11 protein-coding genes are annotated in these 12,429 nt (G+C 48.9%); 7 read left to right on the plus strand and 4 right to left on the minus strand.

Annotated elements, in window-relative coordinates; all coding sequences use genetic code 11:
• Positions 1–9: 9 nt before the first annotated feature.
• Together F3J38_RS01920 and fepB are read left to right on the plus strand one after the other, a co-directional pair.
• Positions 10–945 carry an ABC transporter substrate-binding protein gene (locus F3J38_RS01920; RefSeq protein WP_167134597.1) on the plus strand — a complete coding sequence of 312 codons (936 nt, stop codon included), beginning with the start codon at positions 10–12 and terminating at the stop codon, positions 943–945.
• Positions 946–1,112: 167 nt separating this feature from the next.
• The gene (gene fepB, locus F3J38_RS01925; protein WP_240155871.1) at positions 1,113–2,072 is read left to right on the plus strand and encodes a Fe2+-enterobactin ABC transporter substrate-binding protein; all 960 of its coding nucleotides are present in this window, start codon (positions 1,113–1,115) and stop codon (positions 2,070–2,072) included.
• Between the two features lie 4 nt (positions 2,073–2,076).
• Here the strand turns inward: fepB and fes are convergent, their stop codons facing one another.
• On the minus strand, positions 2,077–3,405 hold the full coding sequence (fes, locus tag F3J38_RS01930) for an enterochelin esterase (protein WP_167134601.1): 1,329 nt from the start codon (positions 3,403–3,405) through the stop codon (positions 2,077–2,079).
• Positions 3,406–3,670: 265 nt separating this feature from the next.
• Here fes and F3J38_RS01935 point away from each other — a divergent pair, with 265 nt between their 5' ends.
• Positions 3,671–5,857 carry a TonB-dependent siderophore receptor gene (locus F3J38_RS01935; protein ID WP_167134603.1) on the plus strand — a complete coding sequence of 729 codons (2,187 nt, stop codon included), beginning with the start codon at positions 3,671–3,673 and terminating at the stop codon, positions 5,855–5,857.
• Between the two features lie 168 nt (positions 5,858–6,025).
• Complete coding sequence (locus F3J38_RS01940; protein WP_167134605.1) at positions 6,026–6,484, plus strand: hypothetical protein; 459 nt, start codon at positions 6,026–6,028, stop codon at positions 6,482–6,484.
• A 20-nt stretch (positions 6,485–6,504) separates the two neighbouring features.
• On the opposite strand, the gene F3J38_RS01945 is transcribed toward F3J38_RS01940, so the two are convergent.
• The 3 genes from F3J38_RS01945 to F3J38_RS01955 form a co-directional block, all read right to left on the minus strand.
• Complete coding sequence (locus F3J38_RS01945) at positions 6,505–7,584, minus strand: AAA family ATPase (protein WP_167134607.1); 1,080 nt, start codon at positions 7,582–7,584, stop codon at positions 6,505–6,507.
• A gap of 10 nt (positions 7,585–7,594) precedes the next feature.
• A complete protein-coding gene (locus tag F3J38_RS01950) occupies positions 7,595–8,224 on the minus strand; it encodes a LysE family translocator (protein WP_167134609.1) in 630 nt (209 codons plus the stop codon).
• 66 nt (positions 8,225–8,290) lie between these two features.
• A complete protein-coding gene (locus tag F3J38_RS01955) occupies positions 8,291–9,040 on the minus strand; it encodes a YoaK family protein (RefSeq protein WP_167134611.1) in 750 nt (249 codons plus the stop codon).
• A gap of 586 nt (positions 9,041–9,626) precedes the next feature.
• Between F3J38_RS01955 and F3J38_RS01960 the strand changes: the two genes are divergently transcribed.
• From F3J38_RS01960 to F3J38_RS01970, 3 genes are all read left to right on the plus strand, one after another.
• Entirely contained in the window at positions 9,627–10,634 is a 1,008-nt protein-coding gene (locus tag F3J38_RS01960) for a hypothetical protein (RefSeq protein ID WP_167134613.1), read from the plus strand.
• Positions 10,622–11,392 carry a hypothetical protein gene (locus tag F3J38_RS01965; RefSeq protein WP_167134615.1) on the plus strand — a complete coding sequence of 257 codons (771 nt, stop codon included), beginning with the start codon at positions 10,622–10,624 and terminating at the stop codon, positions 11,390–11,392. Before F3J38_RS01960 ends, F3J38_RS01965 begins: the two co-directional genes overlap by 13 nt.
• Before the next feature lie 534 nt (positions 11,393–11,926).
• Positions 11,927–12,385, plus strand: a complete 459-nt coding sequence (locus tag F3J38_RS01970; RefSeq protein WP_167134617.1) for an NUDIX hydrolase — start codon at positions 11,927–11,929, stop codon at positions 12,383–12,385.
• The last annotated feature ends 44 nt before the right edge of the window (positions 12,386–12,429 follow it).

The raw sequence follows: 12,429 nt of genomic DNA on the forward strand, positions 1-12,429 counted from the left end.
GGACGCACCTTGAACACCCTACGTACAATGATGACTGCACTGCTGTTACTGGCGACGACCAGTGCGCATGCTGCAGAGAAAGTTCGCCTGCTGCTTGACTGGTTTGTTAACCCTAACCACGCAGCAATCTTTGCGGCACAATACAGCGGCGCCTTTAAGAAGGAAGGGCTGGACGTTGAAATGATCGCGCCAGCAGACTCTGCATCCGTTCCGCTGCTGTTGGCAGCAGGTAAAGCGGACCTGGCCATTAGCTATCAACCACAGCTTTATACGCTGGTGGAGAAAGATGTTCCGGTGATTCGCGTCGGTACGCTTATTGGACAGCCGTTAAATACCTTAACCACTGTTTCCAGCGATATTCACTCCCTTAAAGACCTCGCCGGCAAAACCCTCGGCTACGCGGTACCGGGTTCGGAAGATGTCGCCATCCGCAACATGCTGAAATCTCAGGGCGTGGATGTGAATTCGGTTAAGTTGATTAGCTTGAATATGGATTCCACCTCGGCGTTGCTGACGCACAAAATTGACGGCGCGATGACAATCTTCCGTAACTACGAGCTCATCGACCTGAAAGATAAAGGCGCGAAGCCAGTGGTGTTCAAGCCGGAAGATTACGGTGTGCCCGCTTATGATGAGCTGATCATCCTGGCGAATAACCAACATGCTACACAGGACAAGCGTATTCCAGCATTTTTACGTGGCTTAGATGCTGGCGTGGTGTGGTTGCGTGCGCATCCTGAAGAGGCGTGGAAAGCCTTCATTAAGCAGTATCCAGAGCTGGATACCAAGCTTAACCACCAGGCTTGGCAAGCGACGTTGCCGCTGTTCGCTGCCCACAGTGCGAGCTTTGATAAAGCGCGTTATGAGGCCTTTGGTGAATATATGAAAGCCAACAGTTTGATTAAAGCCGTGGCGCCGATGACGCGCTATTCTTTAGAGCAGTAACCGGTGTGCGGGCTGGCTAAATAGCTGGCCCGTAACACACTGTGCATCTCTCAGCTCTCCTGTCCACGCGGCACCCGTCATCAATCACCCGCTACGAAATCCGCTTGCACCACGTCATTGTTTTGATAATGATATCCATTCTCAATTATCAAGTGATGGATAACCTGATGCGTTTGCCCGTTCTGGCCATACTGCTTTGCGTCACCTCTCTGTTCAAACCCGCGTTTGCCGCTGAAGATTCAGCCAGCTGGCCACGCACGCTGCCCACACCGCAAGGTCAGTTCACCCTCGCGCAGCCACCGCAGCGTATTGTTTCTACCAGCGTGACGTTAAGCGGCACCTTACTGGCGATTAACGCGCCGCTGATTGGGTCTGGCGCCACCAGCCGCAACAGCAGCGTTTCCGATGCCCAAGGCTTCTTTACCCAATGGGGGGAGGTCGCCAAAGCCCGTCACGTTAAGCCGCTGTATGTTTCCCAGCCCAACGCAGAAGCGATTGCGGCCGAGGCACCGGACCTGATCGTCATCGCTGCCACTGGTGGAGACTCCGCGCTGAAACTTTACGATCAGCTGAAAACCATCGCGCCCGTGCTGGTGGTTGATTACGGCGATAAGAGCTGGCAGGCGCTGACGTTGCAGCTTGGTCATATCACTGGCCATGAAGCGGAGGCGAAGCAGGTGATTGCAAAATTTGATCAACGCGTCGAGTCGCTGCGCAGCAAAATTACCCTGCCGCCGCAGCCCACCTCGGCGATTGTTTATTACGAAGATGGGCGCGGAATGAATATATGGACGCCGGCTTCGGCGCAGGGCGAATTGCTCAAGGCGCTAGGCTTTACGCTGGCGATGCCGCCCGCCAGCCTACAGGGCAGTACCAGCATGGGCAAACGCAATGACATCATTCAACTTAATGGCGAGACAATGGCGGATGGCGTCACCGGGAATACGCTGCTGCTGTTCGCTGCTGATGAAAAAACGGTGCCGCAAGTGGCGAAGAATCCGTTCCTCGCGCATTTATCCGCCGTGCAGCATCACGACATTTTTGCCATGGGCAACGACACTTTCCGCCTCGATTACTACAGCGCCAGTAATATGCTCAGCAGCATAGAGCGGCAGTTCACTCGCTAAACGCCTAACCATTCAGGCAGTCGGCCAGCAGCCAGCGGCAGCCATCAATCAGCCCACCGCGCCAGCAAAGGGCATCATGCCCACCGGAATAACAACGGAAGTGGAGTGAGTGTCCCGCTGCTTCCAGAGCGGGTCGCATTTGCTGGTTAACGTAGAGCATATCTGCTTCGCGATCGCCGACCTCCTGAAAGATCTTTAACTTTCCAGCTGGTAATTCATTGTTTTGCAGCTGTCGCAGGAGTAGCCCAGGCGCATGTTGCTCGCGGTTGGCATAGTCGCGGATGTATTGAAGGTGGGGCCACCAAAAAGAACCGGATTGCGTGAGAATGCCGCCAAAACGCTGCGGCCAGTGCAAACCCGCATAGAGTGCAGCGAGACCACCATAGCTTTGCCCGACGACAAGTGTCCGACTCGCTTCGTGGCTGAAAGCGACATGTTGCTGGGCAAAGGGTAGCAACTCTTGTTGAATGGCTTGCCAGAAGGTTTCATTACACGGCAATTCGACCTCTCGGTGCTGGCTGTCAATGACATCAATAAACAGCCAACTGGCGGGGGGTAATTCGCCTGCATCGGTGGCGTGCTCCAGTGCGCTAAAAATCGGTTGACCATGAACCCAGTTTTGACCGTCTAAAAGGATCACCAGTGGACGCCTCTCCGGCTCAGCGGTTTCTCCCGAGGTAAAGAGCCAGACGGTGCGTGTGGTGTTAAGCAGAGTACTTTGCCATTGCAGCGTTTGCAGTGTTGTCAACGTTGTTTTGCTTAACCCGGCATCGTGCAACGCCCAAGCGGATTGATAAGGTGCGTCTGGCATATGCGCTTTGCTCAAGGCGGTACCGCGGCTGTTCATAAAAGGGCGTGAGTGATTGAGGATGTCTGGGATTGCCAGCGGCATCAAGGATATCCACCACCTGCGCTGTAACACTTCGCATGCCTCGTCGCTGCCGCTAAACAACGGAGGCAAATGCTCTGCGCTCACAGGAATTAAGCTGTAGCTGCCTCGCCAGTTCGGGTCAATAAGGGTTGACCAATGCCAAACATCGCTTGCACCCATCCGCTTCAACGATTCAGGGGTGGTGCTGTGGTGATCGGTGACGCCATTGATATCAATATAAACGCGTTCAGTCGTTGATTGCGTGGAATAACCCTGTGGGTCACGCCAGAAAAAATGCATGGTGGTTTTCCCACACCCATCGCGCTCAATCACTGGCGTTCCCACCTCAGAGACCCGTTGCCACCAGCTATCAGTGCCCAAACTATTCAGTTGCAACCAATGAGCCACTGTCCCAGTGGGGCACGTTTTAACGGTTTGAATTTCTGAATTGGCTCGAAACATCCTGTAATCCGTCTCCATATTTTCTTCAAAGAGTTTACATTAAAAAACAAAATGCAAATGCTATTGATAACGATTTACATTTGCAATAGTATTCTTTCGCCCTGTAAACCTACTTGTTTTCAGCTAATTACACTTAATAAGTCGGAATCAGGGCCGTTTAATCTTCATAGTTTTAATATTTCAATCTGTTACAGCTTTTTCCGCTGAGCGATTAGGCTGAACGGATTTTTCATTGACAAGGTAGTTTGAAATAGAGATGGCAACTATGTCCGTAAGAACAAAAAAATCAGTCATACCTGCTGTGGCACTTCCGTTCAGACATTCCCCTCTTCATTTGTCGCTGGCCTCAATACTGTTGATGGCACCGGCTTGCAGTGTTTACGCTGCGGAAGAAAGCATTACCGTTAATGCAGACATGCGCGAAAGCGTCACTTCACCTTTACAGGGTTATGTAGCAAAAGAGAGTGCTGCTGGAACAAAAAGCTCCACGCCGCTGCTTAAAACGCCGCAGTCGATTTCGGTGATAACCCGTGAGCAGATGGATGACCAAGCCGCTGCCTCGGTAGCCGATGCGTTGAGTTATACCAGTGGTGTGCTGACCAACTATCGCGGTAACTCAAACCGTAACGATGAAATCATCGCGCGTGGTTTCCGCTATGCACCGAAATTCCTCGATGGCTTGAGCTACGGTTTGTCGGGGCAGGGGGGAGCAGCAGGTCAGGTCGATCCATGGTTACTGGAACGCGTTGAGATGATTCATGGTCCTGCTTCTGTTTTGTATGGGCAGGTGAATCCTGGCGGCATCGTTGCCATGACCAGCAAACGCCCTACCGCCCAAAGCATCCATAAAGTGCAATTCAGCACCGGTAATCAGCACTTTGGGGAAGCGGCATTTGATTTTGGTGGCAAATTAAACGATGACAACACACTGTTTTATCGTTTAAACGGCGTCGCCAGCACTAAACATGAGTTTGTGAAGGATAATAAGCAGCAGCGGGTGGCGATTGCCCCAGCATTGACCTGGTTACCTAATGCTGACACCAGTTTCACGCTGTTGACGCTATATCAAAATGAGCCGAAAGCTGGATACCGTAACTTCCTGCCTGCCAATGGTACGTTGTTTAACACCAGTGCGGGTTATATCCCTTACGACTTTAACGTCAGCGACCCTGGCTTCAACGAAGCTAAGCGTGAGCAGACGTCTATTGGCTACATATTTGAGCATAACCTCAGTGATAACATCAGCTTCACGCAGAATCTGCGTTACAGCAATATGGATGAATCCTACAAATATCTGGTCTACACCTATGATGCGGATAACGATCATTCCATTAACCGTCGTCCTCAGCACGATAAAATTAAGTCTAAAGAACTGGGGATAGACAACCAGCTTAAAGCGACCTTTGAAACCGGTAATCTGGCGCATACCGTGCTGGGAGGGCTGGATTACAAATGGAGCGATGTTGATAGCAAACTGTGGCTTGACCGTGGCGACCAATACATTCTCGACTGGGCAAATCCGACTCGCATCACTATCAACGAAAGTGATTTGACGCTTGCCACCAGTACGCGAAAAAAACTCGACCAACTGGGCGTCTATCTGCAAGACCAGATGGAATGGAATCATTGGAATCTGTTGCTGTCAGGTCGCCATGACTGGAGTGAAGTGCGGACTCAGGACCGCGTTGATAACACCGACTCACAGCAGAATGACAGCAAGTTCACTGGCCGAGCGGGCTTGCTGTATGCCTTCGAAAATGGCATTTCACCGTATATCAGTTACAGCACCTCATTCGAACCCAATCTCAATAGTGGTGCGCCGGGCACCGATCCGTTCAAACCGACGACGGGTGAACAGAGTGAAGTCGGCATCAAATATCAACCCGTGGGTTGGGATGCGGTCTTTACCGTATCAGCCTTTGATATCACTCAGAAAAACATTACCGCCTATAACAGTGTGACGGGCTATAACGAGCAAATCGGTGAGGTGCGCTCGAAGGGAATCGAAACTGAAGCGCACGCGCAGGTTACGCCAGAGATTAAACTGACGGCGGCGTACACTTATACCGATGCGGTGACTAAAGAGAGCAGCATCACTGAACGAATCGGTTATTCACCTTCGAGTATTCCGCGTCATGCGGCTTCTGCATGGGGCAGTTATTCCTTCCTTAATGGCGTGCTGAACGGTTTTACCCTTGGCAGCGGCGTGCGCTACACCGGCACCGCACCGGCTGATGAAACAGGGACAAATAAGGTTCCGCATTACACGCTCTATGATGTGATGGCGAAGTACGAGCTGGGCGAAGCAGCAAATTCATTACGTGGCACGACCTTGCAACTGAATGTCAATAACGTAGCCGATAAGCATTATGTGGCTTCGTGCAGCAACACCAGCGCCTGTTTTTATGGCAGCGGTCGAACCATTGTCGCTTCTGTAAGCTACAGCTGGTAATCCGGTGGGCGCTCGTGAGGGCGCCCCTTTCGCATTCCGTGCTGCCAGTAACGCATCGCAACCCTTGGCAACAGGTTTTCAGAAAATACTGGATTTGTGTGACTGTCATCACTGCGAGAGGCGCGCTAAAATAAACACTTCTCATTTAGCAGAGGTTTTTTGTTCACGATGTTTTCTCGTTTCACTTTCGCCGCATTGACGGCCACATTACTGCTCACCGGCTGTGCGCGCCACGCCGCAGATAGCAGCACGACTGCGCAGGCTGACGCCCCTGCTGCCGCACCCATCGAGAACGACAACATTCCTTCCCAGTTTGATAGCGGGCCGACCGTGATCAACGTATCGCATTTGGTGACGCGAACTGACGACGGCTCTTCCGTGTATGTCACGGTGGATGGCCAAGACGCAGGTCTGTTACAGAAGGGTGAGAACAAAGAGCTCCATGTTGCGCCAGGCAAGCATCAGGTCGGCGGTTACGTGCAAACCCTGTTTGGTTTTGGCAAAGTGACCATTGCCTCTGTCGATGTGACGACAGACGACAAGGCGCCTAAAAACGTGGTCTATTCCGTCACGCGCCAGAAGCCTGCTTTCAGTGAAGTCCCGGCTGCAACGCCAAATAACTCCTGATTCTGCAAAGGGTGCTGACCTCAGGCCAGCACCGTTTCTCCCTGTTGATTCGCCAGTTGATACAAGCGGAAATTCTGCGCAGATCCAATTAACTCCGCTAAACGTGGGGAGTGGCTGGTTAACCAGATTTGGCTGTAACGTGCAGCCTCCACAATCAATGAAGCCAGGGCGGGCAGCATCTCTGGGTGCAGGCTGTTTTCAGGTTCATTGAGGGCAATAAAGTGAGGTGGGCGTGGGCTGAGTAAGGCAACGCTCAGGCAAAGAAAACGCAGCGTCCCTTCTGACATCTCATAGGCATGCAGCGCGCGCTTTAATCCTTCCCGTTCCATCATCAGCTCAAAATGAGAACGCTGGTTCTCTACATAAAAGCGGCAATCCGGAAACGCTTTGCCGAGGATCTCATCCAGTACCTCAACCGCACCGATTTCAACGATGGTCTGAAACGCCGCCGCCAGGTTGTGCCCATCGCTGGCCAGCACCGGGGAACGGTATCCGATTGCGGGCTTGCGCAGTACGGAATGGCGTGAGAGGTCAAAGTCATGGTAAAAGCGCCAACTTCGCATGCGTTCGCGCACCTGAGAGACTTCGGGAAAGCGGTGGGGTTCACCTAATTGTCCAAAAATCGACTCATTTTCATAAATCGATTCGGTGAAGGTCTGTTTTTCGCCATTCACATCAATCAGAAATGCTGCCTGATTTTTTCGTTGCAGAATGCGCGCGCTGGCGCGGCGCTCAAAGCCACTGAGCCAGATATTTTCTTCTTTAAAAACGGTATCAAGTTGAAACTGGGTTGGGTAGGGCAAGCGATCGGGAAAGCCGAGTTGCATCTCGTATTCAAACTCGTCTGTGTCGCAGGCAATGGCGATACGATGGGGTGTCCAGTGGGTGCGTGAACCGGACCACATCGCATTCTCCAGCCCGCCTTCTTCACTGATGGCGGGCGAAACCTGTCCATTGGCCGATGCGGAGAGCAGGTGCAGTGCCTTGTAGATATTCGACTTGCCGCAGCCGTTAGGGCCAAAAATGATGTTGATGCCGTCCAGTTCCAGTTCCAGATCGCGAATGGAGCGGTAGTTCTGGATGCTGATGCGGTTAATCATGATGTAGTTCCTAACTGCGGCTTAAAACCAATTTCAAACCTGCTAGCGCGAAGCAGCAGGCTAACAGCGCATCGAGTCCACGGCGGATACGACGATAAAACGCCGCCATTACCGCAGTCGAAAACAGCAGCGCATAGCCGCAGAACACAAAGACACAGATGGCAGCACAACCGATAATAATCATCGGTAAAGTTGATGCCGCCGCATCGGGTTTCAGCGCCACAGACATGATCGCCACCCATGTCAGAATGGCTTTGGGATTGCCAACGTGCATTAAAATGCCTTGGCGAAACAGCTTCCCGAACGCGACTTTCTCGCCCGTCGCTGCAAATTCTGTGGCATCAGGGCGGCGTAGTGCAGATTTGCCTGCCTTGAACGCCAACCATAATAGATACAGGCCACCACCGATTTTCAGCACAATCAGTAACTGGGCGAAAGTCGCCAGCACGGTTAATACACCACAGGCCGCCAAAAGCGCCCACATCATCGAACCGCCAATCACGCCGCTTGCCAGGGCTAATCCCGCGCTGCGCCCCTTTTTCATTGCCGTACCCATAATCGCCATATTGCTGGGGCCAGGGCTGGCAGTGGCAACAAAATAGGTGGTGTAGATCAGAATGAGTTCGTGTGAAAGCGCCATATATTCCTCTGCGATGGTGGGTGTCCTTTCCCTTGTTATATCGCCTGACGTTAAGATTTACCATGCTCAGGTAGTGACGATTTTTGCATGACGTCGGTTTTTCACTTTAAACAAGGTAAAAACAATGGAGAGCGACGCGATGACCACCAGAATCAGTCCTGGCCCCATCAGTGAACCAAAACCTAACGCATTGAAAATTAACAGTCCCACGATGCCGCCGGTAAGGAAGGAAAATATTGTCACCAGATGGGTGTTAAGTTGCTGTTTGAAAACGCGAATATTCTTGGAAGGATCACGACGTAACAGTGCGACGAATACAGAACCTATTGAGATGCCCGCATCGGTCAGCGTGCCGGTAATATGCGTCGAACGAACGCGTCCGTTAGAGAGTTGCGTCGAAGTAGAATTATGGACACCCATCAAGAAGGCCAGCAGCAACAATATTTCTACATTGTTATTGGCCGAGAAGTAATAGATTTCAAACAATGACGTCAGAATAAGCATCAAACCTTCAGCCAGTAGAATGCAGCTGAAAACGGTGCGCAGGCCATTTATCACGCCCAGTACCACCGAGATCCTCGCCACTACTGCGCAAGTCACAAAGGCACCAATCATGGCGATAAAAATCTTCAGGTTTCTGACATCCATCTCATTCAAATCACTGGAGATTTGCGAGATATTTCCAGACATGTGCGAGGGAAAAAAGCCAAACGCGGCTAATGCCATGGCATTCAACAAGCCGGCCGACGTGGCCAGGCAGAGTGCGAGATTCCGATCTTCAACATGGGTTCTGGTTCGCTTCAGTTTTATCAGCATAATTCACTCTTCCTCATCGAAAGTATTGTGATAACGCAATGCGTCAAAAGTGGTGTTCGCCAATGAATAAGTGAAGCACAAATATCTTAAGAGGATCTTAATAACTTAGTGATATAGATGAATCCTAATTTAGATGTAAAGATATCTAAAGAAGATTGGTAGCTTGCTATCACTGTTTACTTTTGCCAGAGTCGAAGCGAAATAAATGGGAAGCAGAAATTATGAACCTGCATGAAACTTTGACTAAGCAGCGCGATGCGTTACAGCAGATTAGCCTTCGTGCGTGTCGAGGAAAACGTTTGGCCCAACGGATACGGCATTAGGCGAGTTTCATGTCGATTACGTTACACAGAAAAGTTTAACGTAGTTACAATAAGTGGACACGGGCTAATCAATGCGGCTGATGTGGTCATTGTAGGCGGTAGTGATGGCAGACTAAGTGCCGTCGTGATGCTATCCTCTTGGTCGTGATCCCCACTGTTTGTATGTCCTAATGACATAACTGTCGGTGATAAAGTAAACCTTATTTTGACATGTTAACTCATGTGGTTTACATTGAAAAAAATGGTTTACATGGTATGTTTTTATGGAAAAGATAGTGCAGGAAATTCAGAACTATGTAGAAGAAGTCCTTGGCCTAAAGGCTTCAGCACCCAAATTCATTGATCTGCAGGTCCCATTTTTTATTAAGGATACTTACGAGTTGCTACATATGCAGCTAAGGCTAAGCGAGAAGCATACTTATGATCTCGTGCTCATCATTCAGAAGGAAGATGAATATCCAGGGATTGTATCGCTAAGCAAGCATCTGAAACAAATTCATAAAATAACGAGAGAACCTTTGGTCTATGTAAATAACGCTCTGTCTGCCGCAGATCGTAAAAGCCTGATAAATAATAACGTTAATTTTATTAAGCCATATTCTCAACTTTTTATTCCGGAACTCGCCCTTGATCTCAGGGAAAATTATCGTCAAAAGCGCTCAAGCATTGAAGTAGAGAATCTTTTCCCAGCTACGCAAGCGGTGATGATAGCTTGCTTTAATCGTGGTTGGTCAACTAAAGAGGTATATACATCTTCGCAACTAGTACAGGGTTTAGTTTACAGCCGTGTAACGATTTCTAAAGTCATTGACCAGTTGATTAATATAGGTGTTCTTTTTAGGGGTGATAAGGCTCGTACTTATTTTTTCAACGAACCAGAAAAATTAGTTTTTGAAAAGATTACTCCCCTATTAAAGTCACCGATAAAGCGAGAGGTTTTTATAAATGCGAGACTAGATATCGGAAAGGGAATATTTTTCTCCGGGGAAACTGCTCTGGCACAATACAGCATGCTAGCTGAACCAGCGAAACCTATATATGGATTAACGCAAGAGGATTTCGCTACACTCGTTAGAGAAGGAGAGGTTTGGGAAACAGAATCTATTGATGAAATAAAAGCAACGGTCGAACTATGGACATATCCAAATCCAATAGTGGGTGCCGAGGTTGCAGACCCTATTTCACTGTTTGTAAGCTTAAGAGATCACAATGATGAGCGTATTCAGATCGCTTTGGATGAAATGATGGGAGAGATACCGTGGTTGAAGTAAAAGGACTTGAACGATTTGCTGAGCACTTTAAAAATTGGCAGGAGCATTATGTACTGATTGGTGGTGTTGCTTCTAGCCTTTCAATGGATGAGGTGGGTTTAGGTTTTCGTGCAACTAAAGACCTTGATATTGTCCTGGTGGTAGAAGTTTTATCCGCAGAATTCGTCTCACATTTTTGGGATTTTATTAAAGAAGGCAACTATGAAATTCGCGAAAAGGGTGACCGAAAACCTAACTGCTACCGTTTCTCTAAGCCGGCTAATACGGACTATCCTTTCCAGCTTGAACTATTTTCAAGGATGCCTGAAGGATTGACGTTAGATGATGATGCAACGCTGACTCCAATTCCAGTAGAAGAGAACGTTTCTAGCCTTTCCGCGATTCTACTCGATGAGGATTATTATAAATTCTTAATGGAAGGTAGAAATTATGCTGAAGAAAGTGGCCTTACCTTCATTAATGCTGATAGGCTTATCCCCTTTAAAGCTAAGGCATGGCTCGATTTATCACATCGAAAGTCTTTGAATGAAAAAGTTGATAGTAAAGATGTTAATAAGCACCGGAACGATGTCTTGAGGTTAGTAGGTCTTTTATCTGATACACCAGTGGTGCTACCATTATCTATATTTAAGGATATGACTCAGTTCATTGAAAGTTTGACAGGCGAAAATGTCGATCTCAAGGCATTGAATATTAGAGGTTCGTTAGAGGAAATTATTCATCGCTTAAAAAATGGGTTTGTTCTTCCGGCTACTTAATGTCAATATTCTTCCCATTTATATTCATCAAGGCTAAGCAGGAATGGCACGTAAATGGATTCAAAACAAGCCATGGAATGTGTTAATGCAATTTTAAGTCGGCCTTACTGGATATTTATATACATCTAAGCACGATTTGTATGCATGCCCACGTCTGAGAGGGTATTTACAGTGATCTGCTGAAACACCGTAAGGTCGTTGCTCGCTAATAGCTGCGGATCGAGGCTGGCATGATAAAGATGACGGTAAAGGGAATGCCCATCGCTTAACCTTCACCGTGGCGGTTGGTAAAGATAAGCAGGGTATCGCAACTGATATCAAGAATCTCATCCTAAGCCGGAATCAGCGCCATAAAACGTACTAACCACTGTTGATGAGTAAAAGCATTATAGGCAGCTTATTCCACATTTATGCGGCTTTTTAGTAGAGTTCGATGATATGTTCGGCATCTTTCTCTTGGTTCATGATTTTACTTACCAAAATGCGGATGGCAACATCCTGGAAAGAAATAGCTAAGGAACAAGGCACATCAAAATGAGAACACGGTCATCGGCACGGTTACTTATCATTGATCCTCAGCAGCACATACTGTTATTTCGTTTCAGTCATCAAGGCGATGCTTTGGACGGACAGCGCTATTGGGCTACGCCCGGTGGTGCAGTGGAAGAGAATGAGAATTGGAAACAGGCAGCCCTTCGCGAATTGTTTGAAGAGACTGGCATTACACGTACAGAATTGGATGATGCGGTGGGTTACCGCGAGTTTGAGATGCAATTGCCCAGTGGCGACTGGGTATTAGCGCAGGAGCAATACTTTAAGGTGCATGTGGGCGAGCAGGAGATCGCTACCTCCGGATGGACTGCACATGAGCGGCGAGTGATGACTGACTTTCGCTGGTGGAACCTGCAACAACTGGAGGATAGTGGGGAACGGTATTTTCCGGAAAATTTAGCGATATTGTTGGGAAAAGAGACTCATTCTCTCAGAAGTTAACCCTAACAGACGGCAATCATGATCACCGCCTATTAATCATTTCG

Origin of the sequence: Candidatus Pantoea formicae (genome assembly GCF_011752625.1) — a bacterium.
Lineage (GTDB): Bacteria > Pseudomonadota > Gammaproteobacteria > Enterobacterales > Enterobacteriaceae > Pantoea > Pantoea formicae.

Coding starts and splice junctions, on each gene's coding strand:
- F3J38_RS01955 (WP_167134611.1), bottom strand. CDS start 9,040: ATGCTGATAAAACTGAAGCGAACCAGAACCCATGTTGAAGATCGGAAT.
- F3J38_RS01940 (WP_167134605.1), top strand. CDS start 6,026: ATGTTTTCTCGTTTCACTTTCGCCGCATTGACGGCCACATTACTGCTC.
- F3J38_RS01950 (WP_167134609.1), bottom strand. CDS start 8,224: ATGGCGCTTTCACACGAACTCATTCTGATCTACACCACCTATTTTGTT.
- F3J38_RS01935 (WP_167134603.1), top strand. CDS start 3,671: ATGTCCGTAAGAACAAAAAAATCAGTCATACCTGCTGTGGCACTTCCG.
- F3J38_RS01970 (WP_167134617.1), top strand. CDS start 11,927: ATGAGAACACGGTCATCGGCACGGTTACTTATCATTGATCCTCAGCAG.
- fepB (WP_240155871.1), top strand. CDS start 1,113: ATGCGTTTGCCCGTTCTGGCCATACTGCTTTGCGTCACCTCTCTGTTC.
- F3J38_RS01960 (WP_167134613.1), top strand. CDS start 9,627: ATGGAAAAGATAGTGCAGGAAATTCAGAACTATGTAGAAGAAGTCCTT.
- F3J38_RS01945 (WP_167134607.1), bottom strand. CDS start 7,584: ATGATTAACCGCATCAGCATCCAGAACTACCGCTCCATTCGCGATCTG.
- fes (WP_167134601.1), bottom strand. CDS start 3,405: ATGTTTCGAGCCAATTCAGAAATTCAAACCGTTAAAACGTGCCCCACT.